Origin of the sequence: Neisseria sp. DTU_2021_1001991_1_SI_NGA_ILE_055, assembly GCF_032342915.1 — a bacterium.
Lineage (GTDB): Bacteria > Pseudomonadota > Gammaproteobacteria > Burkholderiales > Neisseriaceae > Neisseria.
This window is the reverse complement of sequence record NZ_CP135440.1, coordinates 867,199-893,272: the sequence shown is the minus strand read 5'-3', so window position 1 is coordinate 893,272 and position 26,074 is coordinate 867,199. Positions and strand designations below refer to the sequence as shown.

General features: G+C 46.8%; 22 protein-coding genes and 3 tRNA genes. 17 read left to right on the top strand and 8 right to left on the bottom strand.

Features of this window, described 5'->3' with window-relative positions:
- The first annotated feature begins 5 nt into the window (after positions 1 to 5).
- The 3 genes from RRV97_RS04105 to dld all read left to right on the top strand — a co-directional run bounded on the left by RRV97_RS04105 (position 6) and on the right by dld (position 5,082).
- Entirely contained in the window at positions 6 to 869 is an 864-nt protein-coding gene (locus RRV97_RS04105) for a phosphoribosylaminoimidazolesuccinocarboxamide synthase (protein ID WP_049322835.1), read from the top strand.
- A 234-nt stretch (positions 870 to 1,103) separates the two neighbouring features.
- Complete coding sequence (gene pnp, locus RRV97_RS04100) at positions 1,104 to 3,227, top strand: polyribonucleotide nucleotidyltransferase (RefSeq protein ID WP_107697060.1); 2,124 nt, start codon at positions 1,104 to 1,106, stop codon at positions 3,225 to 3,227.
- 163 nt (positions 3,228 to 3,390) lie between these two features.
- A complete protein-coding gene (gene dld / locus RRV97_RS04095) occupies positions 3,391 to 5,082 on the top strand; it encodes a D-lactate dehydrogenase (protein WP_315612060.1) in 1,692 nt (563 codons plus the stop codon).
- 59 nt (positions 5,083 to 5,141) lie between these two features.
- Here dld and RRV97_RS04090 read toward each other — a convergent pair whose 3' ends face one another.
- The 3 genes from RRV97_RS04090 to RRV97_RS04080 all read right to left on the bottom strand — a co-directional run bounded on the left by RRV97_RS04090 (position 5,142) and on the right by RRV97_RS04080 (position 8,475).
- Complete coding sequence (locus tag RRV97_RS04090) at positions 5,142 to 6,506, bottom strand: sodium-dependent transporter (RefSeq protein ID WP_315612059.1); 1,365 nt, start codon at positions 6,504 to 6,506, stop codon at positions 5,142 to 5,144.
- Between the two features lie 665 nt (positions 6,507 to 7,171).
- The gene (locus RRV97_RS04085; RefSeq protein WP_315612058.1) at positions 7,172 to 7,855 is read right to left on the bottom strand and encodes a 16S rRNA pseudouridine(516) synthase; all 684 of its coding nucleotides are present in this window, start codon (positions 7,853 to 7,855) and stop codon (positions 7,172 to 7,174) included.
- A gap of 143 nt (positions 7,856 to 7,998) precedes the next feature.
- A complete protein-coding gene (locus RRV97_RS04080) occupies positions 7,999 to 8,475 on the bottom strand; it encodes a hypothetical protein (RefSeq protein ID WP_003746951.1) in 477 nt (158 codons plus the stop codon).
- Between the two features lie 342 nt (positions 8,476 to 8,817).
- Between RRV97_RS04080 and dnaQ the strand changes: the two genes are divergently transcribed.
- The 6 genes from dnaQ to RRV97_RS04050 all read left to right on the top strand — a co-directional run bounded on the left by dnaQ (position 8,818) and on the right by RRV97_RS04050 (position 13,446).
- Positions 8,818 to 9,555, top strand: coding sequence for a DNA polymerase III subunit epsilon (gene dnaQ / locus RRV97_RS04075; RefSeq protein ID WP_314575502.1), 738 nt, complete (start codon positions 8,818 to 8,820; stop codon positions 9,553 to 9,555).
- Complete coding sequence (gene ispD / locus RRV97_RS04070; RefSeq protein ID WP_315612057.1) at positions 9,552 to 10,238, top strand: 2-C-methyl-D-erythritol 4-phosphate cytidylyltransferase; 687 nt, start codon at positions 9,552 to 9,554, stop codon at positions 10,236 to 10,238. Before dnaQ ends, ispD begins: the two co-directional genes overlap by 4 nt.
- A 31-nt stretch (positions 10,239 to 10,269) precedes the next feature.
- Complete coding sequence (gene ispF / locus RRV97_RS04065; protein ID WP_137040839.1) at positions 10,270 to 10,749, top strand: 2-C-methyl-D-erythritol 2,4-cyclodiphosphate synthase; 480 nt, start codon at positions 10,270 to 10,272, stop codon at positions 10,747 to 10,749.
- Between the two features lie 43 nt (positions 10,750 to 10,792).
- Positions 10,793 to 11,464 carry a ribose-5-phosphate isomerase RpiA gene (gene rpiA, locus RRV97_RS04060; RefSeq protein ID WP_315612056.1) on the top strand — a complete coding sequence of 224 codons (672 nt, stop codon included), beginning with the start codon at positions 10,793 to 10,795 and terminating at the stop codon, positions 11,462 to 11,464.
- 74 nt (positions 11,465 to 11,538) lie between these two features.
- Positions 11,539 to 12,282, top strand: a complete 744-nt coding sequence (locus RRV97_RS04055; protein WP_315612055.1) for a thermonuclease family protein — start codon at positions 11,539 to 11,541, stop codon at positions 12,280 to 12,282.
- Positions 12,283 to 12,639: 357 nt separating this feature from the next.
- Complete coding sequence (locus tag RRV97_RS04050) at positions 12,640 to 13,446, top strand: hypothetical protein (protein WP_315612054.1); 807 nt, start codon at positions 12,640 to 12,642, stop codon at positions 13,444 to 13,446.
- A 355-nt stretch (positions 13,447 to 13,801) separates the two neighbouring features.
- Here the strand turns inward: RRV97_RS04050 and RRV97_RS04045 are convergent.
- From RRV97_RS04045 to RRV97_RS04035, 3 genes are all read right to left on the bottom strand, one after another.
- Positions 13,802 to 13,892: transfer RNA gene (locus RRV97_RS04045), tRNA-Ser, on the bottom strand.
- A gap of 64 nt (positions 13,893 to 13,956) precedes the next feature.
- A tRNA-Leu gene (locus RRV97_RS04040) sits at positions 13,957 to 14,043 on the bottom strand.
- Between the two features lie 38 nt (positions 14,044 to 14,081).
- A tRNA-Leu gene (locus tag RRV97_RS04035) sits at positions 14,082 to 14,168 on the bottom strand.
- A gap of 94 nt (positions 14,169 to 14,262) precedes the next feature.
- Between RRV97_RS04035 and rnr the strand changes: the two genes are divergently transcribed.
- The 4 genes from rnr (at position 14,263) to recR (ending at position 19,859) form a co-directional block, all read left to right on the top strand.
- On the top strand, positions 14,263 to 16,743 hold the full coding sequence (rnr, locus tag RRV97_RS04030; RefSeq protein ID WP_315612053.1) for a ribonuclease R: 2,481 nt from the start codon (positions 14,263 to 14,265) through the stop codon (positions 16,741 to 16,743).
- Positions 16,744 to 16,824: 81 nt separating this feature from the next.
- Positions 16,825 to 17,172 carry an arsenate reductase gene (locus tag RRV97_RS04025; RefSeq protein WP_315612052.1) on the top strand — a complete coding sequence of 116 codons (348 nt, stop codon included), beginning with the start codon at positions 16,825 to 16,827 and terminating at the stop codon, positions 17,170 to 17,172.
- A gap of 145 nt (positions 17,173 to 17,317) precedes the next feature.
- Positions 17,318 to 19,171, top strand: a complete 1,854-nt coding sequence (locus tag RRV97_RS04020) for a SurA N-terminal domain-containing protein (protein WP_315612051.1) — start codon at positions 17,318 to 17,320, stop codon at positions 19,169 to 19,171.
- Positions 19,172 to 19,253: 82 nt separating this feature from the next.
- Complete coding sequence (gene recR / locus RRV97_RS04015; protein WP_070814021.1) at positions 19,254 to 19,859, top strand: recombination mediator RecR; 606 nt, start codon at positions 19,254 to 19,256, stop codon at positions 19,857 to 19,859.
- Positions 19,860 to 19,921: 62 nt separating this feature from the next.
- Here the strand turns inward: recR and RRV97_RS04010 are convergent, their stop codons facing one another.
- Complete coding sequence (locus tag RRV97_RS04010; protein ID WP_003683377.1) at positions 19,922 to 20,209, bottom strand: hypothetical protein; 288 nt, start codon at positions 20,207 to 20,209, stop codon at positions 19,922 to 19,924.
- Between the two features lie 214 nt (positions 20,210 to 20,423).
- On the opposite strand from RRV97_RS04010, the gene RRV97_RS04005 reads away from it, so the two are divergent.
- From RRV97_RS04005 to RRV97_RS03990, 4 genes are all read left to right on the top strand, one after another.
- A complete protein-coding gene (locus RRV97_RS04005; RefSeq protein WP_315612050.1) occupies positions 20,424 to 21,674 on the top strand; it encodes a lipoprotein-releasing ABC transporter permease subunit in 1,251 nt (416 codons plus the stop codon).
- Positions 21,667 to 22,350, top strand: a complete 684-nt coding sequence (gene lolD, locus RRV97_RS04000) for a lipoprotein-releasing ABC transporter ATP-binding protein LolD (RefSeq protein WP_003679081.1) — start codon at positions 21,667 to 21,669, stop codon at positions 22,348 to 22,350. The genes RRV97_RS04005 and lolD overlap by 8 nt, the downstream gene beginning before the upstream one ends.
- Before the next feature lie 132 nt (positions 22,351 to 22,482).
- Complete coding sequence (gene recD / locus RRV97_RS03995) at positions 22,483 to 24,246, top strand: exodeoxyribonuclease V subunit alpha (protein WP_315612049.1); 1,764 nt, start codon at positions 22,483 to 22,485, stop codon at positions 24,244 to 24,246.
- 96 nt (positions 24,247 to 24,342) lie between these two features.
- Positions 24,343 to 25,542, top strand: a complete 1,200-nt coding sequence (locus RRV97_RS03990; protein ID WP_315612048.1) for a hypothetical protein — start codon at positions 24,343 to 24,345, stop codon at positions 25,540 to 25,542.
- A 94-nt stretch (positions 25,543 to 25,636) separates the two neighbouring features.
- On the opposite strand, the gene RRV97_RS03985 is transcribed toward RRV97_RS03990, so the two are convergent.
- Positions 25,637 to 26,038, bottom strand: a complete 402-nt coding sequence (locus RRV97_RS03985; protein ID WP_003679090.1) for an RNA-binding S4 domain-containing protein — start codon at positions 26,036 to 26,038, stop codon at positions 25,637 to 25,639.
- Positions 26,039 to 26,074 lie beyond the last annotated feature (36 nt).

Sequence of the window (26,074 nt, the reverse complement as noted above, 5' to 3'; positions counted from 1 at the left end):
CCGAAATGTCTGAAATCAGCTTGAAAAAAATCTACTCCGGCAAAGTCCGCGATTTGTACGAAATTGACGATAAACGTATGTTGATGGTTGCTTCCGACCGTCTGTCTGCATTCGATGTGATTTTGGATGATCCGATTCCGGGTAAAGGGGAGATTTTGACGCAGATTTCCAATTTTTGGTTTAAAAAACTGGCTCATATCATGCCTAACCATTTTACCGGCCAAACGGTTTACGATGTTTTGCCTGAAAACGAAGCCAAAGCTTTGGAGAAACGCGCCGTCGTGGCTAAAAAACTCACTCCGGTGAAAGTAGAGGCCATTGTGCGCGGTTATCTGGCAGGTAGCGGTTGGAAAGATTATCAAAAAACCGGTTCTGTCTGCGGTATTCAACTGCCTGAAGGTATGCAGGAAGCGCAGCAGTTGCCTGAAGTGATTTTTACGCCGTCGACCAAAGCTGCAGTCGGCGATCATGATGAAAACATCAGCTTTGAAGAATGCGAACGCATTATCGGAAAAGAATTGGCTGCGGAAGTGCGCGCCAAAGCGATTCAGCTTTATACAGAAGCGGCCGAATATGCCAAATCCCGCGGTATCATTATTTGCGACACCAAGTTTGAGTTTGGTTTGGATGAAGAAGGTACGCTGACTTTGATGGACGAAGTGTTGACGCCTGACTCCAGCCGTTTTTGGCCTGCCGATCAATACAAAGTCGGCACCAATCCGCCGTCTTTTGACAAACAATTTGTCCGTGACTGGCTGGAGCAAAGCGGTTGGAATAAAAAAGCGCCTGCGCCTAAAGTGCCTGCCGATGTGATTCAGAAAACGGTCGAAAAATATCAGGAAGCATTGACTTTACTGACACAAGATTGATTTTGAAGACTGAAGGCCGTCTGAAAAGGATATGTTTCAGACGGCCTTTTTATTGTATCAATACTGGATTTTAAGGATGGTTGCCTTTATAATTGAAAGTTGTTTTCAGCGTCCGAAAAGGCCGTCTGAAAGCTTGTTTATAACCTGCCGCACGGTCTGAAACCCTAACTATGCACATTCGGATTTTAGTGTGCATTATTAGTGTTTTAGCAGTGCGGTATTTTGAAAGGAACAATGATGTTCAATAAACACGTTAAGACCTTCCAATACGGTAATCAAACCGTTACTTTGGAAACCGGCGAAATTGCCCGCCAAGCCGCCGCTGCTGTTAAAGTATCCATGGGCGATACTGTTGTTTTGGTTGCCGTTACCACCAACAAAGAAGTGAAAGAAGGTCAAGACTTCTTCCCTCTGACTGTCGATTACCTCGAGCGTACTTACGCAGCAGGTAAAATCCCCGGCGGTTTCTTCAAACGCGAAGGTAAACAAAGCGAAAAAGAAATCCTGACCAGCCGTCTGATCGACCGTCCGATTCGTCCTCTGTTCCCCGAAGGCTTCTACCACGACATCCAAATCGTAGCGATGGTCGTGTCTGTTGACCCTGAAATCGATTCTGACATTCCGGCCATGCTGGGCGCGTCTGCTGCGCTGGTGTTGAGCGGCGTACCGTTTGCCGGTCCGATTGGTGCGGCACGCGTGGGTTATGTAAACGGCGTGTACGTTTTGAACCCAACTAAAGCCGAATTGGCGAAATCACAATTGGACTTGGTGGTTGCCGGTACTTCCAAAGCCGTGTTGATGGTGGAATCCGAAGCCGACATCTTGTCTGAAGAAGTGATGCTGGGTGCGGTTGTTTATGGTCACGATCAAATGCAAGTGGCCATTAATGCCATCAATGAGTTTGCCGATGAAGTCAATCCGGAAGTTTGGGATTGGAAAGCACCTGAAACCAATGAAGAATTGGTTGCCAAAGTACGCGAAATTGCCGGCGAGACCATTAAAGAAGCGTTCAAGATCCGTCAAAAACAAGCGCGTTCTGCCAAATTGGACGAAGCTTGGAATGCTGTAAAAGAAGCGTTGATTACTGAAGAAACCGACACTTTGGCTGCCAACGAAATCAAAGGCATTTTCAAACACTTGGAAGCCGATGTTGTCCGCAGCCAAATTTTGGACGGTCAACCGCGCATCGACGGTCGCGACACCCGCACCGTCCGTCCGTTGAACATTCAAACCGGCGTATTGCCGCGCACACATGGTTCCGCACTGTTTACCCGTGGCGAAACCCAAGCTTTGGCGGTTGCAACTTTGGGTACTTCACGCGACGAACAAATCATTGATGCGCTGTCCGGCGAATACACCGACCGCTTCATGCTGCACTACAACTTCCCGCCATACTCTACCGGCGAAGTGGGTCGCGTAGGTGCGCCAAAACGTCGTGAAATCGGTCACGGCCGTTTGGCTAAACGTGCGTTGTTGGCCGTATTGCCAGAACCTGAAGATTTCAGCTACACCATGCGCGTGGTTTCTGAAATTACCGAATCCAACGGCTCTTCCTCTATGGCTTCCGTCTGCGGCGGCTGCTTGAGCCTGTTGTCTGCCGGTGTGCCTTTGAAAGCACACGTTGCCGGTATCGCCATGGGTCTGATTTTGGACAACAACAAATTTGCCGTTCTGACCGACATCTTGGGCGACGAAGACCATTTGGGCGATATGGACTTTAAAGTAGCCGGTACAACCGAAGGTGTAACCGCGCTGCAAATGGACATCAAAATCCAAGGTATTACCAAAGAAATCATGCAAATCGCTTTGGCTCAAGCCAAAGAAGCACGTTTGCACATCTTGGATCAGATGAAAGCCGCCGTTGCAGGCCCGCAAGAGCTGTCTGCACACGCGCCACGCTTGTTCACCATGAAAATCAACCAAGACAAAATCCGTGATGTGATTGGTAAAGGCGGCGAAACCATCCGTTCGATTACCGCTGAAACCGGTACTGAAATCAATATTGCTGAAGACGGTACCATCACTATCGCTGCGACTACTCAAGAAGCAGGCGATGCGGCGAAAAAACGTATCGAAGAAATCACTGCCGAAGTGGAAGTGGGCAAAGTGTACGAAGGTACTGTGGTTAAAATCCTCGACAACAACGTCGGCGCGATTGTCAGCGTAATGCCGGGTAAAGACGGTTTGGTACACATCAGCCAAATCGCCCACGAGCGCGTACGCAATGTCAGCGACTACCTGCAAGTAGGTCAGGTTGTGAACGTGAAAGCATTGGAAGTAGACGACCGCGGCCGCGTACGTCTGTCTATCAAAGCTTTGCTGGAAGCACCTGCTCGCGAAGAGAAAGCTGCCGAATAATTTGATTGTTCAAGCTTGAAACAAAAGGCCGTCTGAAAATTTCAGACGGCCTTTTGTTTATTTGAATGATGAATTTAAAAATGGGTTTGCCTTTACTTTGATAAAAGGGATTACTACAATGTTTGTAATTTAATAAATATATTCATTTCTCAAGGAGTATGCAATGAACGCTACGCAATTAATCAGCCGGCTGACGCAAACCGTCGGCGAAAAATACATCATCACAGACCCGGCAAAAACCGAACAATACCGTCAGGGCTACCGTTTTGGCGAGGGCAAGGCGCTGGCGGTTGTCCGTCCGGGCACGGTTTTGGAAATGTGGCAAATTTTGCAGGCGTGTGTTGAGGCTGATGTCATTGTGATTACGCAGGCTGCCAATACTGGTCTGACCGGCGGCTCGACTCCTGACGGCAATGATTACGACCGCGATATCGTGATTGTGAATACCATGCGTCTAAACATCATTCAGCCGATTAATAATAACGAACAAGTTGTCTGCCTGCCCGGTTCTACCCTGAATCAATTGGAGCTGCTGCTGAAACCTTTAGGCCGTGAGCCGCATTCCGTGATCGGTTCGTCCTGTATCGGTGCATCCGTATTGGGTGGCGTATGTAATAACTCCGGCGGCGCTTTGGTACAGCGTGGCCCGGCTTATACGGAAATGGCCCTGTTTGCGCAAATCAACGATGAGGGCAAACTAGAGCTGGTCAACCATTTGGGTATTGATTTGGGTGAAACCCCTGAAGAAATTCTGACCAATCTGCAAGGTTTTCATTATCAGAAAAAAGACATTGTTCAAAATGCAGGCAAAGGGCATGATCATGCGTACTGCGATCATGTTCGCCAAGTGAATGAACCGACTGCCGCCCGTTTTAATGCCGACCCTGCGCGTCACTACGAAGCATCGGGTTGCGCGGGCAAGCTGATGGTGTTTGCCGTACGCTTGGATACTTTCCCGCAAGAAAAACAGACTGCCGTTTTCTATATCGGCACCAATGATATTAATGAGCTGACCGATATTCGCCGCGCCGCTTTGAGCGAGTTTAAAAACCTGCCAATTTCCGGTGAATATATCCATCGTCATGCCTTTGATATTGCTGCCGTTTATGGCAAAGACACTTTTTATATCATCAAGACGTTCGGCACCCACCAACTTCCGAAACTGTTTGATCTGAAAGCCCGTGTGGATAGATTCAGCAAAAAGATAAGTTTCTTGCCGAAACACTTCTCTGATAAATTCATGCAACTGATCAGTAAAATTTTGCCTGATCACTTGCCGAAATCTATGCGCAACTATCGGGATAAATATGAACATCACCTGATTTTAAAAATGGGCGGGGAGGGCGTAGAAGAAGCGCGTGCTTTCTTGAAAGAATATTTTGCAACCCATGGCGGCGCATTCTTTGAATGTAATGCCGAAGAAACGCAGGCGGCCATGCTGCATCGCTTTGCTGTGGCTTCTGCCGCGATCCGTTACCGTTCTGTACATGATGATGAAGTAGAGGATTTGGTTGCACTCGATATCGCCTTGCGTCGTGATGATCGTGATTGGTTTGAAACCCTGCCGCCCGAAATCGACAATAAAATTATCCATAAATTGTATTACGGACATTTTATGTGCCATGTGTTCCATCAGGACTACATCATTAAAAAAGGCAACGACTGCACGGCTTTGGAACATGAAATGCTCCATCTGCTTGACCAACGCGGTGCGCAATATCCTGCCGAGCATAATGTCGGTCATCTGTATGAAGCCAAGCCAGAGTTGAAACAGTTCTATAAAAAACTCGACCCGACCAACAGCTTTAACCCCGGTATCGGTAAAACCAGTAAGAAGAAAAACTGGGCAGAATAAATCATAGTTAAAATAAAGGCCGTCTGAATATTTCAGACGGCCTTTTTGTATGCTGTTTATCAGAACAAGTTGCTGACAAAAATCAGCAAAATCACCAAAGGCACAAGGTATTTCACATAGGCAAACCAGATATTGACTGTCGTATGGTTGCCTTTATAAAGCAATTCATCCTTCGCCTCGTCCTTCATCACGAAACCGACAAACAGCGCGGAGCCGAGCGCGGTCAGCATAAACAGGATATTGCCGCTGATGTAGTCAAAGGCATCAAAAATATTTTTGCCGAACACGGAAACGTCTTTCCACGGGCCGTAGCTCAAGATGGAAGGAATATTGCCGAAGATAAAAATACCTGCCAGTACGATGGTAATCGCGGCTGCGCGGCGGATTTTGGTTTTCTCCTGAATCGTCGTAATCAACACTTCATAAATCGTCAGCGAAGTCGTCAGTGCGGCAATCAGGAGCAGCGAGAAGAAAATCACGGCGAACACAGGGCCTGCCCACATATTCGAGAACACAATCGGCAAACTTTGGAATACCAAAGTCGGGCCGGAATTGGGCGCGACGCCGAAGCTGAAGAGTGATGGGAAAATCATAAAGCCCGCCAACACGGCGATGATGGTGTTGGTAATGGCGGTAATGACTGCCGTCTGAACCAGATTTTCGTTTTTATCCAGATAGCTGGACAAGGTAATCATCACGCCGAAACCCAAGCTCAGTGCGAAGAATACTTGCCCCAAAACGAAGACGAAAAGTTCGGCGGTAATTTTGCTGAAATCAGGCTTCAGATAGAAAGTAATCCCTTCCATTGCGCCCGGCAGGGTAACGTTGCGAACGACCATGGCAATCAGGAATAAAAACAGCAGCGGCATCAGGTATTTCGCCGCTTTTTCAATACCGCCGATGACGCCTTTAACCAAAATCCATTGGTTCACAACGACAAACAAGAAAGTGTAGAACGCAATTTCCCAAGGGCTGTTTTCAATGTGTTCGGTAAAGAAGCTTTTGGTAATTTCGCCAGAAACCGGGCTGGAAATATCCAAATTGCCGCCGATGATATTGACGATGTAACTGATGACCCAGCCGCCGAGCACCATGTAATAAGCCATGATGCCGAATGCACCGAGCAGGCCCATCCAACCGACCGTTTTCCAAATTTTGGCAACAGGTTTGCCGTTCATCGAACCGCCGAACGCATCCAGCGCGTTCACGCCTTTACGGCGGCCGATGACGTTTTCCACCAAAATCATCGGAATACCGATGACCAGCATGGCGATACAGAATAAAAACACATACGCGCCGCCGCCGTTTTCACCGACCAAATATGGGAAACGCCAGGTTGCACCAAAGCCGACAGTCGCACCGGCAACGGTAAGGATGTAAGTCAAACGGTTGGACCAAGTTTGACGGGGTTGATTGGAAGACATAAAAACTCAGATACATGAAAATAAAGACAACATTTTACCGCAAAGATTTAACGAATCTTGACTAAAGTCTAAAAAGAATGTTAGGTAAAAAAACTATTTAATGAAGAATTTTTAGTGAGTTTTTCTAGTCTGCTTGATATGGAAACGTGCAAACAGAGAATTCGGCTAAGGTAATATTGAATAAACAGTATCAGCAGAGGCCGTCTGAATGGCATACGTTTATACCTGTTTGGATAGCCGACAGCGCTCTTTTTATGAAACGATTTATTTGAAATTGAACGGGTTTGGATGGGTGCGGAAGAAATCGGAAACTAAGTGGGAATATTGGCAAGCAATGAATAGGGTTGCACGGTTTGGGAATGATGGGCTTTGATAAGGAGAGGCCGTCTGAAAGTACGTTTGCAGACCTGCCGAATTTTAGATAAAAAAAACCATCTATACTAAGGGGAAAGTATAGATGGCCAAACACATTACGGGGAAAACGTCTTACTCACTTACTCACTTCTCTCGAAGCAAGTGTTACTCAGACAGACGAATTATACAATAGTTCAGTCCTTCTAGTGTTAAATTCTGTTAAATAAAAATAATAAGGTTTAGATGTTTGATTTTAAAGCAATTAAAAATCCATTTTGTTTAAAAAATTATCTCAAAATTTTGGAATTTTTTTAGATTTGGATGAATTTCCATTCTCCGGCGGCCAAGTCGTCGACATTCCAGTCGCCGAATTGTTCACGGTGGAGCTGCTCGACACGGTTGCCTGCGGCTGCGACCATGCGCTTGACCTGATGATATTTGCCCTCGGTAATGGTCATCATCAATGTGTTTGGGTCGGCCAACACTGCTTCGGCGGCAGCGACGGTTTCATTATCGTCATGCAGGAGGACGCCGTTTTTCAGCGTAGCGCAAAGGGTATCGTCGGCAGGATGCTTCAAGGTAACGCGGTAGAGCTTCGGAACTTTGTGTTTGGGCGAAGTAACGCGGTGGTTAAATTGCCCGTCGTTGGTAATCAGAATAATGCCGGTTGTGTCTGCATCCAAGCGGCCGACTGCCTGCATATCGATATTGCGCATATGGTCGGGAAAAAGACTGAAGATACTCGGATATTGCTGGGGTTTGTGCGAAGTCTCGTAATCCGCAGGCTTATGAAGCAGAATGTAGAAATAGGGCATGGGGACGGCGGCAATTTCTTCGCCATCAACAGACAGGGTATGCACTTGAGATGGATCGATATCGTCTTTGGCACGATTATGAATTTCGCCGTTGATGGCGATACAGTCATTGTCTATCAGCCACTGGCATTGCTTGCGGCTGCCGAGACCTTGCGATTGGATGTATTTGAGCAGTTGCATGGTTGAAAAGTAGGAAATGTTCAGATGGCCTTTATTGTACTGGAAAACCGGTTTTGAGGCCGTCTGAAAAGCAGAGGCAAAAAAAATCGCCCCTTTAAAATGTTAAGGGGCGCAAAAGGAACACAAACCACTACCAAAAACTGTTACAGGGCAAATTCTCCTATTTGATGTGTTGCCGGATAAAGTGCTTTCATCAAGTCATGTGGTGAAAGCGAGAAATCTTCGCTGTTTGTCGTCAGACGGCCTTGCTGAGGCGTGAGTTCGAGCAATCGGGCGTTTGCCGACTGGATAAACTTGTTTTTCGTGCGCTGCATTTTTCGTTGCAGAGCGGAAACAACGCGGTTGTACAGACTGTCTTTTTGCTTGACTTCGCGTGTATCGGCCACCCAGCTTAAGCGTGTATTACCGTCTTCATCTTCAATCAGCAGGATGCCGGTTTCTGATTGGGGCGATTTACCCATGCAAGGGAGCCAAACATAATATCGGCCATCTAAAGTAATGAATACTGCGTCGTGTACTTCGCACTCATCGCAACATTTGGTGGCGATTAAAGAGCGGATGGCTTGTTGGTGCAGTCTCAGAATGTCAAGGGAGACTTGCTTAAAAATACTTTCGGGCATTTTCTTCTCCTTTCATTCTGTGGTGCGGTTGTTTCGTTTCGATGGGTTGTATTATACGGAGATTTTTTAAATTTGCAAATGATAATTGTTCCTATTATTTAAATAATAAGTAAGGTATTCATTATTAAAGAAATTAAATTTAAAAAATTTTGTAGAAATTGGGTTTTCTACTCAAAATTGGAGTAATAACCGGCCAATAGATGAAAAAGGAATAAAGGCCGTCTGAAAAAATTCAGCGTTAAAAGGGCATTTGAAAAAGCAGCTAAAGTTTTGCTGACTATACATTTCAGACGGCCTTCAGTATGATTCAAGGCGTTTTGATAATTGCAGAAACCACCAACCATGAGCCAACGTCAGATTATCCTCGATACGGAGACCACGGGTCTTTATCCTGAAAACGGCGACCGTCTGGTCGAATTTGCCGGCTTGGAAATGATCAACCGCCAAATGACCGACTCCAACCTTCATTTATATGTTCACCCCGAACGCGATATGCCGGAGGAAGCGGCGAAGGTGCATGGTTTGACGATTGAAGTATTGGAAGCGAAGAATGCGCCGCCGTTTGCCCAAGTGGGTAAACAGATTGCCGACTTTATTCGTGGCGCAGAGCTGATTATCCATAATGCCAAGTTTGACGTCGGCTTCCTGAATATGGAATTCCGCCGCATGGGGCTGCCTTCTATTGAGGAACTGGGTTGCAAAGTCACCGACACGCTGGCCATGGCGCGTGAAATGTTTCCGGGGCAAAAGGCAAGCTTGGATGCCTTGTGTAACCGCTTTTCCGTTGACCGCAGCAAACGTGTCTTGCACGGCGCGTTAATTGACTGCGAGCTTTTGGGTGAAGTCTATCTTGCCATGACGCGTCAGCAGTTCGACCTGATGGGGGGCGAGGCGGAAGAAGAGGGCGAAGTCAAACCAACCATTATTGCCGAAACCAAACGTACATCGCAGTTGAAAGTCATCAAAGCCGATGCGGACGAGCTGGCCGCACATGAAAAATATTTGGACGATTTGGGCGAAGCGTGCGTATGGCGCAAGGCTGAAACGCCGGATGGGGCCGATGCCGGAGCGTCAGCATGATGCGCCGCAATATCGCTTTGATTCCTGCTGCCGGTGTCGGGGCGCGATTTGGCGCAGGAAAACCTAAACAATATGTTGAAATCAATGGTAAAACCGTCTTGCAACACACCATAGAAATCTTTGAGCAACACCCACGCATAGATTTAATTGCCGTTATTCTTTCGCCGGAAGATTCGGTTTTTCAGACGGCCCTGTCTGAGAAGGTGCGTGTCTTCCGAGTGGGTGGTGCAAGTCGTGCCGAAACAGTACGCAACGGCGTATCTACTCTATTAGAACAAGATTTGGCCGAGGCGCAAGACAATATTTTGGTCCATGATGCCGCGCGCTGTTGCCTGCCTGCCGAAGCGTTAACGCGTTTGCTTGATGAGGCAGGCGAGAATGACGAAGGTGGCATTCTGGCCATACCGGTGGCCGATACGCTCAAGCGGGCAGACGGCAGTCATCATATTGATGAAACCGTTGCACGCGCAGGATTATGGCAGGCGCAAACGCCGCAGCTTTTTCAGACGGCCTTATTAAATCGTGCTTTATCGGTTGATGATTTGAGTGAGATTACGGATGAAGCGTCAGTAGTTGAAAAACTGGGTATCCGGCCGCGCTTGGTGCAGGGCGATACGCGCAATTTAAAATTGACGCTGCCGCAAGACGAATACATTGTCAGATTGTTGCTCAAGGCCGTCTGAACAATCAAAACCCATTATTTAAGGAAACAATATGAATATCCGTGTCGGACAGGGCTACGATGTCCATCAGTTGGTTGAAGGGCGAGATTTGATACTCGGCGGCGTCAACATTCCGTTTGAAAAAGGCTTGCTGGGCCATTCCGATGCCGATGCGCTTTTGCATGCGATTACCGATGCCCTGTTGGGCGCCGCCGGTTTGGGCGATATCGGCAGCCATTTTCCCGATACTGCCGCCGAGTTCAAAGATGCAGACAGCCGTGTGCTGTTGCGCAAGGCTTATCAAAGCGTGCAGGAATTGGGTTGGAAGGTGGTTAATGTCGATACGACCGTGATTGCGCAAAAACCCAAACTCGCGCCACATATTCCGGCCATGCGCGCCAATATTGCCGCCGATTTGGGCTTGCCTGAAAACTGCGTCAACATCAAGGGCAAAACCAACGAAAAACTCGGCTATCTGGGGCGTATGGAAGCCATTGAAGCACAAGCGGCAGTATTGCTGATTAAAGCCTAAGGGCTTAAAATCGTTTCATCATTCAAACCGAAAGACTGACAACATGGCAACTCAAGACGAACTTAAACGCATTGCCGCCGAAAAAGCGGTGGAATTTGTTCCTGAAAACGAATACATCGGTATCGGCACCGGCTCTACCATTAACTTTTTTATCGAAGCTTTGGGTAAAAGCGGTAAGAAAATCAAGGGCGCCGTATCTACTTCCAAAAAATCCAGCGAGCTTTTGGCAAAATACGAAATTCCAGAAGTTTCACTGAATGATGTGATGGGTTTGGCGGTTTATGTTGACGGCGCAGACGAAGTCAACCACGCGCTGCAAATGATTAAAGGCGGCGGCGGTGCACATTTGAACGAAAAAATCGTGGCCAGCGCATCGGATAAATTTGTCTGTATCGCCGATGAAAGCAAATATGTTTCCCGTTTGGGCAAATTTCCCTTGCCGGTGGAAGTGGTTGAAAATGCCCGTTCGCTGGTGTCGCGCAAACTGCTTGCCATGGGCGGACAGCCTGAGTTGCGTGTCGGCTATACTACTTTCTATGGCAACCAAATTGTTGATGTTCACGGCCTCAATATCGATCAAGCCCTGAAAATGGAAGACGAAATCAATAAAATCACCGGCGTAGTCGAAAACGGTATTTTTGCTCGCGATGCCGCCAATGTGTTGGTTTTGGGTACAGCAGAAGGCGCAAAAGTCATCCTGCCTTGTCAGGATTAATGAAGATTAATCAATCTTAAAAGGCCGTCTGAAAGCGCATCAGGTCTTTCAGACGGCCTTCAATTTGGCAAAATATGCAAATCAGTAAAATTATAAAATGGTTGCCCGTTGTTTTATCTGTTTTGGGTGCACTGGGTTATAGCTCACGCGATACCGAGTTGATTCGTACAGGGGTAAGTGTTGCCGCAACATTGGCACAAAACGACAATATCGGTTTGGAAAAGGTCAATGAATGGCTGGGTGAAAATGTCATCAAAGCCACATCTGACACCAAAACCGAAGCTGAACCCAAGCAAGAACAGAAACAAAAACAAAAGGCATCGCGACAAACTTACACATACAACGGAAAAATCATCAAAATCCATGATGGCGATACCATGCACATTATCGATAGCGACGGCAGAAAACACAAAATCCGCATGGCCTATATCGATGCGCCGGAAATCAATCAGGCCTATGGTACGCAATCACGAGACAATTTGATTGATGCCGCATTAAATAAAAAAGCCAAAGTGCGCGTGTTTGAAAGCGACCGCTATCAGCGCGAAGTCGCCCAAGTATCAGTCGGCACGATTGACTTGAATTTAATGCAGATACGGGATGGCTCCGCATGGCATTACGAAAGCTATGCCAAAAAACAACAAAGTAAAACCGCCTACACCGACTATTCGGCCGCACAAAAACAAGCCAAGGAAAAACGTAAAGGCTTATGGAAAAAAGACAATCCGCAAGCGCCTTGGCAATTTCGCCGTCAAAACCACGAACAGCAGAACGGTAATAAAAAGCAGTCTGATAAACAATGGTTTGGGATTTGGTAGGTTTTAAGAAAGAGGCCGTCTGAAAACTTTCAGACGGCCTTTAATCATTGAGGTTAAGAGTGTGTGGTAGATTTAGAAATCGTCTTTGAGAAGCCTTGGTTACTTTTAAATATCCTGAGAAATTCATTTAGCTTTACTCAAGATTTGGCAAATTATAGTATTATCATTTTAAAAATAGTAGAAACTTGAGCGATGGAATGGCATGGCGGATTTGAACAAACTCTTGGACAGCCGTTTGGTTGGCTAAATAGTAACGATACAATTCTTTTATCTTTGCTAGATGAAAATAGATTGTTCGAACTTTCAGGACGACTTTTATTTGATGTACTTGAGACGCCGTCCTGCGGATAGCACGATTTGCTATTCGAGCAAACCTGCAATGTCGCTAAAGCAGGCCGGTATATTACAGATGAGGAATGGATCAGTTGGAAAAACTGGATAGATTGTTTGGAATTTAAACTTGGGAAAATAATGTCTAATTTTTATTTTTTGTTTATCTTGGGGATGTGTGTATTTTATTCCGTATGGCTTTCGTTGGAGTTTTCCGTTAAAAGTAAATTTCATATCTTTTGGACGATTCCTGCCGGCTTTTTTGGCTGCTTTGTTGCGTTGGCAATATTTGCTTTGATAGTCGGTCAGACAGATGATGTATCATTTGTGGTGGCGGCAAGTGCCGTATTTCTTCCATTTCCGATTTGGCGGCTTTTCAAACAACAAAATAAGCAGGTTTTACCGACATCAGCATCTAGGCCGAAAGAGACTGCTGCGCCGTACCCACTGTTTAACATTCATAAAAATGTCAAAAGCAATATCGAGCAGCAAAAGGTATTGATACAAAAAGACAAAGGAGACAAATTGCCATCGGCTGAAGTAAGCGGGTCAAAATATATCAGTCCGAATCTTCCTTATTTTGATGATAACCATAATGCTGGCTACGAGCAGAAGTCCACTCTGCCAGATGGCTTAAAGTTCGGCGATACTATCTGTTTCTTTTACGCCAACACTAAAGATGAATCATCTGACTGTCGCGTTGTTCTTCGAGGTTTCGATGGAATTTATCTTAGCGGATGGGACTTAAGTAAGCATGGGGAACGGAAGTTCCGAATCGATCGAATCTCTGGTGGCATTGTTAACAGAAGTACTGGTGAAGTATTTTATTTATAAGTTTTTGACAGAACATAGGCCGACTGATTTCAGACGGCCTTCTTTGTCTGGCCAATATTTTTATTTTGAGTATGGAATGAGAATTGGCGGTTTCATGCCCAGTATGATCAAATACCCCTAAATCGGCAGTTTAGCACGCGTGGTTTTAACTTGTGCCAGCGTCAATGAAGTCACGATTTTTGGTGGTATGCATCCGTATGTTTCCGATACCAAATAAAATACCACAAAAAACTTAAAAAGATTTAAATCTGTCTGAGATTGGCTTAAAGTAAATAAAGAAAAAGCCCCATAAATATTTAATATTTACGGGGTTTTTTTGTATTTGAAAAGTTCGTATAACTTTTAAAAGTATCTATGGCAGAGAGGAAGGGATTCGAACCCTCGATACGCTATTCACGTATACACGCTTTCCAGGCGTGCGACTTAAACCACTCATCCACCTCTCTGTGGACTATTATCCTGACTTGTTATTTCAGAATAATATAAAAACTTGACTGATTGATTTATCAGTGGTGCCCAGGAGAAGACTCGAACTTCCACACCCGTGAGGATACTAGCACCTGAAGCTAGCGCGTCTACCAATTCCGCCACCTGGGCAATTTAAATTTTCTTAAGCAAAGAAGCACCAAATTATTTGGTGCCCAGGAGAAGACTCGAACTTCCACGCCCGTGAGGACACTAGCACCTGAAGCTAGCGCGTCTACCAATTCCGCCACCTGGGCTTTGCTTTATTCTTCAATTTCAGGTAGAGTTGACTATCTGAACCGCGAAGAAGCAGCTATTATATATTTTAAAAAAAGAATGTCAACCATCAAAATGAACAAAAATACTAAATCTTTAAATTTACGAGAAAAAGACCCGTATTTAGAGCGGGAGAAACAACGTTACGCTCATCCGTTGCCCAGCCGTGAATGGGTCATTGAATTATTGGAACAAAAAGGTGTGCCGACAAAAATCGAAGCTTTGGCACATGAATTGTCGATTGCAGAAGATGAATATGAATTCTTCGAACGCCGTCTGAAAGCGATGGCGCGCGATGGCCAGGTATTGATTAATCGACGTGGCGCGGTATGTGCGGCAGAAAAATTGGCATTGGTTAAATGCCGTGTCGAAGCGCATAAAGACGGCTTTGGTTTTGCCGTGCCGCTTACGCCGACAGGTGAGGGCGATTTCGTTTTGTATGAGCGTCAGATGCGCGGCGTGATGCACGGGGATATTGTTACCGTTCGTCCTGCCGGTATCGACCGCAGAGGCCGTCGCGAAGGTACGGTTTTAGATGTGGTGGAGCGTGCGCAGTCTAAAGTGGTCGGCCGTTTTTACATGGATCGCGGCGTGGCCATTTTGGAGGCGGAAGACAAACGCTTGAATCAAAGCATTGTTTTGGAACCTGAAAGCGTAGCGCACTTTAAACCGCAATCCGGTCAAGTCATTGTCGGTGAAATTGAGACTTACCCCGAGCAAAACCGCCCTGCCGTAGCGAAAATCATTGAAGTATTGGGCGATTATGCCGACAGCGGTATGGAAATTGAAATCGCCGTGCGCAAGCACCATTTGCCGTACCAATTTAGCGAAGCGTGTGCCAAAGCCGCGAAGAAAATTCCCGATCATGTGCGTAAAACCGACTTGAAAGGGCGCGTGGACCTACGAGATTTGCCTCTGGTAACCATCGATGGCGAAACTGCGCGGGACTTTGACGATGCGGTTTTTGCCGAAAAAATCGGCCGCAATTACCGTTTGGTGGTGGCGATAGCCGATGTCAGTCATTATGTCCGCCCGGATGACGCGATTGATGTAGATGCTCAAGAACGCAGTACCAGCGTGTATTTCCCGCGCCGTGTGATTCCAATGCTGCCGGAGAATTTGTCCAACGGCATCTGCTCGCTCAATCCTGATGTCGAACGCCTGTGTATGGTGTGCGATATGGTGATTACTTATGCCGGCAATATCAAGGAATACCGTTTTTATCCGGCAGTAATGCGTTCGCATGCGCGACTGACTTATAATCAAGTTTGGGATTGGATTTCAGACGGCCAGGATCATCCGTTTAAGCAGCAAATCGATACTCTGTATAAATTATTCAAAATCTTGCAGAAAAAACGTTTCGAGCGTGGCGCGGTTGAATTTGAGAGCGTTGAAACCCAGATGATTTTTGACGACAACGGTAAAATCGACAAGATTGTTCCCGTTGTCCGCAACGATGCGCACAAGCTGATTGAAGAATGTATGTTGGCGGCGAATGTTTGCGCGGCGGAGTTCTTGCTGAAAAACAAACATACGGCTTTATTCCGCAATCACTTGGGCCCAACCCCCGAAAAACTGGCTACTTTACGCGAGCAGCTTGGTTTGCTGGGGCTGAGTTTGGGCGGCGGCGATAATCCGATGCCGAAAGACTATGCCGCGCTTGCCGAGCAATTTAAAAACCGTCCGGATGCGGAGCTGTTGCAAGTGATGATGTTGCGTTCTATGCAACAGGCGGTTTATGAGCCGCATTGCGACGGTCACTTTGGTTTGGCTTATGGTGCATATGCACACTTTACTTCGCCTATCCGCCGTTATCCAGATTTGACGGTCCATCGTGCCATCACAGCTGTATTGAACGGACAAACTTACCAACCCAATAAAACCTGGCAGGCTTTGGGCGTACATACCTCTTTCTGCGAGCGCCGAGCGGATGATGCCAGCCGCGATGTGGAAAACTGGCTGAAAACTTATTATATGCGCGACAAAGTCGGCGAAGTCTTCAGCGGCAAGATTTCAGGCATGACCAGCTTCGGTATTTTTGTAACTCTGGACGATATTCATATCGACGGCTTGGTTCACATCAGCGATTTGGGAGAGGATTATTTCAACTTCCGTCCTGAAATTATGGCGATTGAGGGCGAGCGCAGCGGTGTCCGTTTCAACATGGGCGATACGGTTACTGTAAAAGTCGCGCGTGCCGATTTGGATACCAGCAAGATTGATTTGACCTTAATCAGCGGCGGCTCAGTCGGTAAGAAACGCGGCGGTAGAAAAACAAAACCTGTGAGTAAGCCGATAGCTGCTGACAAACCTGTCGAAAAGCGTAAGCGTAAACTTTCGGCTAAAGAAATTGATGAAGCGTTGGCTGCTCCCGCGAAGGCAAAGAAGGGTAAGGTAAAAAGCAAACCTGCTTCCAAGCCTACTAAACCAAGTAAACCTAAAGCCGCAGGTAAGAAAAAAGCGCAGGCGAAAACAGCCTCTGTTAAGGCCGGGCGTAAAAATAACGCCCAAGGCAAAAGCGTGAAGATTAAAGTGAAGAAAGCTGCTAAGAAATAAGCGGTATTTAAATCAGGCCGTCTGAAAGGTTTCAGACGGCCTGAATTTGTGATTTCATGAATGAAAACAAGGATAAATAAGATGATAAAACTATACGGTATTCCTAATTGCGATACGGTTAAAAAAGCGCGCAGTTGGTTGGCGGAAAACGGCATCGAGTTTGAGTTTGTAGATTTTAAGAAAAACGCCCCAACTGCTGATTTGATTGATGGCTGGCTGGTGCAGGCGGCTTTGGAGATTTTGCTCAATAAAAGAGGCACGACTTGGCGCAAGCTGGATAAAGATGCGCAAGAATCTGCTGCCACAAAAGAAGGTGCGATTTCTTTAATGGTGAAGAATCCCAGTATCATCAAGCGGCCTGTGTTGGTCAAAGAAGGACAGGTTCATGTCGGATTTTCAGTAGAAGCGTATCAGGAAATTTTCAGATAAGGCATTTTTAGATTTTTAGGCCGTCTGAAAAAGCAAGCCTCGAAAAAATACGTTACAATACGCGCTTTGAGCCTGTTTTCAGGATTTTAAGATTTTTGCGGCAGCATTTTGCAGCTGCCGCGCCAAACTTTTCTTTCGGATAAATATGTTCCATATTGTTGAAAAATATAAAACACCCGCCCAGATTGTTTTAGGTATCATCGGTCTGACTTTTATCGGATTCGGTGCCAATAATTTGTCTTCGCCGGGTTCTGATTACATTGTCAAAGTCGGGGATGAGAAAGTCAGCGAACACGCTTTACAGATTGCGATACAAAACGAGCAGGCTGCCGGCAATAATGCGCCTTCGCGTGATGCGGTATTCCAATCGTTATTGCAACGTGCTTATCTGAAGCAAGGTGCCAAGCTGATGGGCATCGCTGTGTCTCAGGAACAAATCAAGCAAGTTATCGTGGATGATCCGAATTTCCATGATGCTTCCGGTAAATTCAGCCAGGATTTGCTCAAGAAATATTTGGATCAACGCAGGATGACCGAGGATCAGTTCGTTGAAGATATCCGTGAACAGTTCCAATTGCAAAATCTGTTGAATTTAGTGCAAAACGGCGCTTTGGTCAGCGATGCGCAAGCGCGTCAGTTGATTAACCTGACTCAAGCAACACGTACCATCCGTTCATTTACTTTCAGCCCTGAAGCATTTGCGGCACAAGTCAAAGTAGATGATGCGGCTTTGCAAAAGTATTATGAAGCGCATAAGAAAGATTACTTGATTCCTCAAGCCGTTAAGCTGGAATATGTGGCTTTGAGCATCAAAGATTTGGCTGACAAACAAACCGTCAGTGCGGAAGAAGTACAAAAAGCTTACGATAGTAAAAGCGTAGATTTGTCGCCAAGAGCCGAAATTGCGCATATTTTCATTCCGGTCATGCCGAATGGAGATGAAGCAAGCAATGCGGAAATTAAAGCCGAAGTGGACAAAATGGCTGCGGAGCTTAAAGCACATCCGGATTCGTTTGCCGAGCTGGCGGCCAAGTATTCCAAAGACTTGTCCAGCAGCAATAAAGGCGGCAACTTGGGTTATCTGAGCAAAAGCGGCGGCAGCGGCTTTGGGCCGGAATTTGATAAAGCGGCATTTGCATTGGGCAAAGGCGAAGTCAGCGATACCGTTAAATCGTCTTTGGGTTATCACGTTATTAAAGTTTTGAATGTCGAAGCTGAGCCGACTTTGGAACAAGCCAAAGTGCGTATCGAAGCAGCTTTGAAGCTGAAAAAAGCAGCTTCTGCCTTTAATGCAGCCAAAGAAAAACTGGGTGAAGATACCTTCAATGATCCATCTTCATTGGCAAAAGCAGCCGCCAATTCAGGCTTGAAAGTGGAAAACTTGGATGAATGGGTGACCAAAGCTGGGGCGAAAGAAGCCGGTTTGCCTGAAGCGTTGATTAATGCCGCGTTTAGTGATGATGTACTGAAGAAAAAACACAATTCTGAAGTCATTGCCATCAACAACGAAACCGTTTGGGTCATTCGTGCGAAAGAAGTGCGCGAAGAGAAAATTGCACCATTTGCAGAAGTTAAAGACACTGTCCGTGCGGCATATCTGCGCTCCGAAGCCGCCAAACTGGCAGAGAAGAAAGCTCAAGAAACTTTGGCTGCATTGAAAGCCGGTAAAGCTGCCGATGTTCAATGGTCGCCTGTTTCTCAATTGAGCGCGCAAGATGCACGCAAAACCATGTCTCCGGAGGCTTATGCGGCTTTGTTGAAAGCGCGTCCTGTCGGCGGCAAACCTGCGTATACATTGTTGGAAGGTATGCCTGCGCCGGTTATCATGGAAGTTCAGAGTGTTTCTGCTCCTGAAAATGCCGATTCACAGATTCCGGCTGCCAAACAGGCTTTGGTTCAGCAGCTTTCTGCCAATGTTTTCGATGCCTTGCTCCAGTATTTGGATAAGAAAATCGATCGTACGCAAGGTGCACAACAAGTTAATAATGCTGCCGAATAAGCAGAATATTAGAGTAGGGCAGCCGGATGAATTCCGGCTGTTTTCTTATTTTTAGCCATCTTTTTAAAGGCCGTCTGAAATCATGAGTAAAAATCCTGATGCCTTTGTCCGCTTGATTAATGCATTAAAAATTCTGCCCAATGTCGGCCCGAAATCCGCACAACGTATGGCCTACCAGCTTTTACAGTATAAACGCGAAGAAGCGCAGGAGTTGGTGGACGCTTTGCAGTTTGCTTTGAGGCAGGTGCAGCATTGTCGGATGTGCAACACATTTTGCGAAGGCGATTTGTGTGAAATTTGCGCAGACGAAAAACGCGATAAAAGCCGTTTGATGATTGTGCATATGCCGGCGGATGTCTCCAGCATGGAGGCGGCCAATTGCCATGATGGCCTGTATTTTGTTTTGATGGGGCAAGTCAGTCCGGCGCAGGGCATGGATATTTCGGCAGTCGCATTAGATAAGCTGGTGGCCCGTTTGCAGGCGAGTGATATTGAGGAAATTATCATTGCGACCAACTTCACAGCCGAAGGTGATGCGACAGCGTATGTATTGGCGGAATTGTTTAAAAATCTTCCCTATAAAGTCAGCCGCTTGGCAAGGGGAATCCCTTTGGGCGGCGAGATGGAATATGTGGATGCCGGTACTTTGGCTCAGGCCGTTTACGATAGACGAAACATCCAATCTTAAATGCCAATATAAAAAGGCCGTCTGAATGTTTTTCAGACGGCCTTTTCATTGATGAAATCAGATTATTTGCAGCTCACGCCTTGAATTTGAGGCGTATCGCCGTTGCCGACTTTGAATGCGCATTTGGTTGCGCTGCTGCCGGATACGGTAACAACACCGTTTCCGCTGTTGAGGCTGACAGGTTCTTTTACGCCCATGCCGACAGCAGTGGCTGCCAGTTTTTGAACATCGGCGTCGGAGTAAGCGGTATTGTTTGAACTGATTTTGATTTCTTTGGCGGCATATGCATTGAAGCTGAATGACAAACCTACAGCTACAGATACGAGGGCCAAGAATTTTTTGCTGTTCATTAGTGTATTTCCTTTTTGATGGTGACAAAGTGTGTCACAGCTTCAGAATAAGGGCGATTGGGCGATTGTGCAAGTTTTTCGGCGGAATTTACGGGAAGATACATGGTTTTACATACACTATATCCCTGAATACCACATCAGTCGGGCAATCGGACGACCTGTCGGTTTTACGGTACAATAAGCCTTTTTTGACAAACGAATGAGGCATTTTTGAATGGCTTCTTTAGAAACTTGGATAGGCCTGCGCTATTTGCGTGCGAAAAAACGCAATGGCTTTATGTCATTTATTACCATGATTTCAATCGCCGGTATCGCCTTGGGCGTAACGGCGCTGATTGTGGTGTTATCGGTAATGAACGGATTTCAGAAAGAGATACGCGGTCAATTGTTGAACGTTGCACCTCATGCGGAAATCGGCTATTACGATGTCGGCAGTGCGCCGGGTTGGCAGAATTTGCGCGAATTTGTAAAAGGCAAAAAGGAAGTATTGGCCAGCGCACCTTATGTTTCCGATCAGGCTTTGCTTGCCAATGCCGGCGAAGTACGCGGTGTGCAGATACGCGGTATCTTGCCGTCTGAAGAAAAAAATGTCGTTGATTACGGCAAGGATATGCCGGCCGGTAGTTTTGACGATTTGAAGCCGGGCGAATTTGATATTATTTTAGGTCAAGGGCTGGCTGAGGCATTGGGTACGGAGCTTGGCGGTAAAGTTACTGTGATCACGCCGGAGGGTAATATCACTCCTGCAGGCGTAGTGCCGCGCTTGAAGCAGTTTAATGTGGTCGGTGTGGTAAAAACCGGTGTTTATGAAGTCGATAACACATTGGCCATGACGCATATCAAGGATGCGCAAGTCTTGTATCGACTGGGTGAAAATGTCGGTGGTCTGCGTTTGCGACTGGCTGATCCTCAGAATGCGCCGTCTTTCATTGCCAAGTTGATTCCCGATGCTAAAAAAGATGAAGTATGGGTGCGCGACTGGACGTTTAACAACCGCAGCTATTTTGAAGCCGTTGAGTTGGAAAAACGCATGATGTTCATCATTTTGACGCTGATTATCGCGGTTGCTGCGTTTAACCTTGTCTCGTCTTTGGTAATGGCGGTAACGGAAAAACAAGCCGATATTGCGATTTTGCGCACGTTGGGCCTGTCTCCTGGCGGCGTCATGAAGATTTTCTTGGTGCAGGGCGCTTTTGCGGGGTTCTTTGGTACGCTTGTGGGCGTGGTGTGCGGTGTATTGCTGGGGTGGAATGTCGGCAAGATTGTCGCGTTTTTTGAAGACCTGTTTGGCGTTCATTTGATTAACTCTCAAGTTTATTTCATCGATTACCTGCCTAGTGATGTGAATTTGAAGGATGTCGCCGTTATTGCCTGCATTTCGCTTGGCTTGGCATTTATCGCCACACTGTATCCGAGCTGGCGTGCTGCGAAAACCCAACCTGCGGAGGCTTTGCGTTATGAGTAAGACAATCTTGAAATGTATCGGCGTTGGCAAAAGCTATAATGACGGCGCATTGAATGTACAAGTGTTGAATCATTTGGATTTTGAAGTTGCCGAAGCGGAAAGCGTGAGTATCATCGGTTCGTCAGGCAGCGGTAAATCTACTTTGCTGCATCTTCTTGGTGGCTTAGATATGCCATCTGAAGGCAAGGTAATACTAATGGATCAGGATTTGGGCGGTTTGAGTCAAAAACAGTTGGGCGAATTGCGCAACCGTTATTTAGGCTTTGTGTATCAATTCCATCATCTATTGCCTGAGTTTTCTGCGTTGGAAAATGTCATGATGCCGCTTTTAATCGGCAAAATGCCCAAGGCGATGGCTGAGGAGAAGGCTGTCAAGATGCTGAAAAAGGTCGGCTTGGACAAACGTATGTTGCACCGTCCGAGCGAACTTTCCGGCGGCGAGCGTCAGCGGGCGGCGATTGCCCGTGCTTTGGTTAATGAGCCGAAATGCCTGTTGGCAGATGAACCGACAGGGAACCTTGACCGTAAAAATGCGCAAAATGTGCTGGATATGATGCTGGATTTGAAACGCGAATTGAACACCAGCCTGATTGTGGTAACCCATGATGACGAGCTGGCTGAGCGTTTCGACAGGGTAATGACCATGAAAGACGGCAGTCTGCAAGTGCTGCAATAAGGTTATTATTTCAGGCAAATATTTTATGCTTTGAACGGTATAATAGAGGCCGTCTGAAAAATAGGTTTTCATTTATGGAAACACTGTTTTTCAGACGGCCTTTCTTTTGTCCGTATCAATCAAGCTTGAGCCATGAACCCGACCGACTCTATCCTTTCCTCTGCCGCAGATGCGGCCATAGCGTTTTTCCGCCGCCACGAAGTACAGGGCGCATCCGTTATTGAGCCTTATGTGGTTCGACTGTTTGCAGCCTTGCAAAACGGGCATTCGTTTATTTACTTGGATAAAGCGGATGTCGATGCCTTAAGCAATTTGCCGAATTTGGTCGGCAATGCGGATAAACCGCTTATCCTGCAAGGCCGGAAATTGTTTTTAGGGCGGATGTGGCAGTTGGAGCATGATTTGGCTGTCGAAATCAAACGGCTGGCAAGTGCCGAGGCAGAAGAAGTGAATTTCATGGCGGCTTCAAAAAGCCTGAGCGACTGGTTTGATCCTAAAGACAGCAAAGAGCAACGGAATGCTGCGGCTTTGGCCTTGCTACAAAACTTTATGCTGATTACCGGCGGGCCGGGTACGGGTAAGACCACGACCGTCGCAAAGCTTTTGGGTCTGATTTGCAATAACAGTACGAAGCTGCCCCGTATTGCGTTGGCTGCGCCGACGGGCAAGGCGGCTGCACATATGGCACGGGCTTTGCAGCGTGCTTTGGATGGCTTTGATTTGTCTCCGAACATTAAAGCGCATTTGGAAAACTTGGAAGGACAGACTGTCCATCGATTGTTGAAATTGCGGCCACCGCAAATGCGTCCTGCGTTCAATCATGAACATCCGCTTGCTTTGGATGTTTTGGTGGTGGATGAGGCTTCGATGTTGGATTTGCCGCTGGTGTTGGATTTATTGCGTGCCGTGCCGACCGGTTGTCGTCTGGTGTTGCTTGGCGATGAAAACCAGTTGCCGTCGGTTGGATTGGGTGCCGTATTGGCGGCATTGTCGCGTCCGACGGCTTTGGATAAAGAAACCGCTGAAAAGCTGGAAGTTTATCTGCCCAATCATGGCTTTGAGATTAAAGAGCGGCCTCAAGCTTTATCGCAAAACAATGCCAAATTGACGTTCAGCCACCGTTTTGGCGCAGACAGCGGTATCGGTTGTTTGGCAAGGGCGGTGGTGTCCGGGGAAAAGCAAACTGCGGTCGAACAGTTTGACAAGTTCCCCAAAGAGTTGGAAATGAAATCAGGCCGTCTGAAAGAGCAGGTCGCCTTGCTGTATCAAAAGCAACAGGATTATTGGCAGGCCGTGGCAGAGAATAATGTTGCACTCGCCTACGGTCATGCGGCCGATGTGGTGGTATTGGCGGCTTGGCGGCAGGATGCGGATGATTTGAATCAGGCTTATCAAGAATATCTGCAACGGCAAGGCAAGGTTTCGGGCGAAACGCCTTGGTTTGCCGGACAAATCATCATGATTACCCACAATGATTATATGCTGGAAGTGTTTAACGGCGACATCGGGCTGATTATGAAAGATGAAGAATCGTTGAATGGCTTGTCTGCCTATTTTCCTGAGAAAGATGGATTCAAAAAAATTGCCATCAGCCGTTTGCCCGATTTTGAATCGGCTTTTGCCATGACGGTGCACAAGAGCCAAGGTTCGGAATATCGGGAAGTATGGCTGTTGCCGCCGTCAGTGCCTGCAACGACGGAGGGCGAAGAGGAAGCCAGAGGTTTGGATAAGGCTTTGCTTTACACAGCCATTACCCGCGCGCGTGAACGTTTTGTGTTTTGGGGAAATGCAGAGGAATTGTGTCAGGCTGTGGGATGCCACCAAAAACGCAGGACGGCATTGTCCGATGCCTTGGAGCGGCAGTTTGAACAGCCTGATATGCAGGCTTCTGTTTGACCTGAATCAAGAGGCCGTCTGAAAGCGGATAAAGCGTTTAAATCTGCTTGACTGATTACACTAATTTACATACGATAAAAATAATTAGTAAACAAAATGAATAATTTTTACAAAATCCACGATTTTGTACGCTTTATCGAATACTTCACTTTCAATACCTTCTTTTGGAGAGTCGGCATGAAATTTCAAACCAAACTGATTGCAACCTGTATTTTATTGGCTTCATCATCTTATTCATTGGCAGAGAATGCTGATGGCGGGCGTGATGCGGCGGCTTTGGCCACCACCAACGATTATGTCAATTCCGGCAGCATTATTCGCAAAGATGACGATAAAATCAGCATTTTCAATGATTTGTTGACTGTGAACGGCGGTTTGCGCGTACGTGCGGATACCAAAGACATCAATGCCAACAACAGCAGCGTTAATCCGACGCCTGAAGACACTAATGCCAACTTTAATGCGGAGTTTTGGTTACGCGCAAAACTGTACAAAGATTGGAAATTGGTAGCGCAAATCGAGCCGAATATCGATTTGGAAACCGGTAAATTCAACGGCGATCATGATGTGCCGGTCAATAAACTGTATGCCGAAGGGACTGTGTACAACAACATCAAAGCGCGTGTCGGTAAATTTGGCGCATTCTCTTCATACGGCCGCGTGTGGGATACCGAAGTCACCGGCGGTGAAATCTTCTTTGACAATAAAACCCTGCCTACCAAAATTTATGCGGGCCGCCGTACAGGCAGTCTGAACGACAACGCATGGGGTATCGGCGGCCGCCGCAGACATTTTGCCGCGATTCAAAGCGTGTTGCCTGTGAATGAGAATATCAACGTCGGCGCAACCGTCAGCTACATGAAAGACATTGATGTACGCGGCGCGAAGAAAAATGCGGTCTTCGGGGAAATTGGTACGGACATTAAATTTAATGACGATTGGCGTTGGATGGCTGCGGTCAGTAAGTCCAATATCAAAGCTTATAATGATGCCGGACAAAAAATCAAAAATGACGGCGTGTTCACTGAAGTTCGCTATAAATCAGCCGATTGGAACGTCCGTAATTCTTACGACGTATTCTTGAACTACCGCCGCGTCGGCTCGTTGTCCGGTGTCTCTTCTGTTGAGGATTACAGCAAAAACGTCCAAGGCGTGCAAATCGGTGCAACCTATATCCCTTGGAAAAACTGGAAACTCAAAGGCTTCTATTTGGCCGGCAAACAGGTTACGCCTACCGTTGGTACGGATAAGCAGGACGTGAACGTTATTCGTGGTCAGTTAGAATATAAATTTTAATCATCACAAATAAAAAACAGGCAGGATGTCCTGCCTGTTTTTGGTTTTCAGACGGCATGGATATAGGGCCGTCTGAAACAATGGATGAATCACTTTACCAGCTATCGCGCTTCATACGGTCAAGCTGGCGGCGGTCACGTTTGGTCGGGCGTCCGTCCGGATAAGCGGCACTGATGCGGCTGGCTTGGTCGAGTTGTTTTTGAGCTTCGCGTTCGGCAGCCGTTTTCATGTCTTCTTCGTACAATAAACGCGCTTCCGGTGCCGGGCGGCGTTGATGATTGAGCGCGGCGACTTTGAATTTATAGGGTAGGGAGTTCAAAGTCATGTCGATGGTGTCGCCGGCGGAAATATTTTTGCTGTTTTTCACCTTCGAGCCGTTGACCAAAACCCTGCCCAGCTCAATGTGTTTTTGTGCCAGCGCGCGGGTCTTGAAAAAGCGCGCGGCCCACAGCCATTTGTCCAAGCGCATGGACGAATTGTCATGATCGTTTTTCATAGCCTGTTTGAAATGATTGAACTGAATTGAAGTTTA

Bases quoted from the DNA above. Each gene is read 5' to 3' on its own strand.
- RRV97_RS04105 (WP_049322835.1), top strand. From the start codon at position 6: ATGTCTGAAATCAGCTTGAAAAAAATCTACTCCGGCAAAGTCCGCGAT.
- pnp (WP_107697060.1), top strand. From the start codon at position 1,104: ATGATGTTCAATAAACACGTTAAGACCTTCCAATACGGTAATCAAACC.
- dld (WP_315612060.1), top strand. From the start codon at position 3,391: ATGAACGCTACGCAATTAATCAGCCGGCTGACGCAAACCGTCGGCGAA.
- RRV97_RS04090 (WP_315612059.1), bottom strand. From the start codon at position 6,506: ATGTCTTCCAATCAACCCCGTCAAACTTGGTCCAACCGTTTGACTTAC.
- RRV97_RS04085 (WP_315612058.1), bottom strand. From the start codon at position 7,855: ATGCAACTGCTCAAATACATCCAATCGCAAGGTCTCGGCAGCCGCAAG.
- RRV97_RS04080 (WP_003746951.1), bottom strand. From the start codon at position 8,475: ATGCCCGAAAGTATTTTTAAGCAAGTCTCCCTTGACATTCTGAGACTG.
- dnaQ (WP_314575502.1), top strand. From the start codon at position 8,818: ATGAGCCAACGTCAGATTATCCTCGATACGGAGACCACGGGTCTTTAT.
- ispD (WP_315612057.1), top strand. From the start codon at position 9,552: ATGATGCGCCGCAATATCGCTTTGATTCCTGCTGCCGGTGTCGGGGCG.
- ispF (WP_137040839.1), top strand. From the start codon at position 10,270: ATGAATATCCGTGTCGGACAGGGCTACGATGTCCATCAGTTGGTTGAA.
- rpiA (WP_315612056.1), top strand. From the start codon at position 10,793: ATGGCAACTCAAGACGAACTTAAACGCATTGCCGCCGAAAAAGCGGTG.
- RRV97_RS04055 (WP_315612055.1), top strand. From the start codon at position 11,539: ATGCAAATCAGTAAAATTATAAAATGGTTGCCCGTTGTTTTATCTGTT.
- rnr (WP_315612053.1), top strand. From the start codon at position 14,263: ATGAACAAAAATACTAAATCTTTAAATTTACGAGAAAAAGACCCGTAT.
- RRV97_RS04025 (WP_315612052.1), top strand. From the start codon at position 16,825: ATGATAAAACTATACGGTATTCCTAATTGCGATACGGTTAAAAAAGCG.
- RRV97_RS04020 (WP_315612051.1), top strand. From the start codon at position 17,318: ATGTTCCATATTGTTGAAAAATATAAAACACCCGCCCAGATTGTTTTA.
- recR (WP_070814021.1), top strand. From the start codon at position 19,254: ATGAGTAAAAATCCTGATGCCTTTGTCCGCTTGATTAATGCATTAAAA.
- RRV97_RS04010 (WP_003683377.1), bottom strand. From the start codon at position 20,209: ATGAACAGCAAAAAATTCTTGGCCCTCGTATCTGTAGCTGTAGGTTTG.
- RRV97_RS04005 (WP_315612050.1), top strand. From the start codon at position 20,424: ATGGCTTCTTTAGAAACTTGGATAGGCCTGCGCTATTTGCGTGCGAAA.
- lolD (WP_003679081.1), top strand. From the start codon at position 21,667: ATGAGTAAGACAATCTTGAAATGTATCGGCGTTGGCAAAAGCTATAAT.
- recD (WP_315612049.1), top strand. From the start codon at position 22,483: ATGAACCCGACCGACTCTATCCTTTCCTCTGCCGCAGATGCGGCCATA.
- RRV97_RS03990 (WP_315612048.1), top strand. From the start codon at position 24,343: ATGAATAATTTTTACAAAATCCACGATTTTGTACGCTTTATCGAATAC.
- RRV97_RS03985 (WP_003679090.1), bottom strand. From the start codon at position 26,038: ATGAAAAACGATCATGACAATTCGTCCATGCGCTTGGACAAATGGCTG.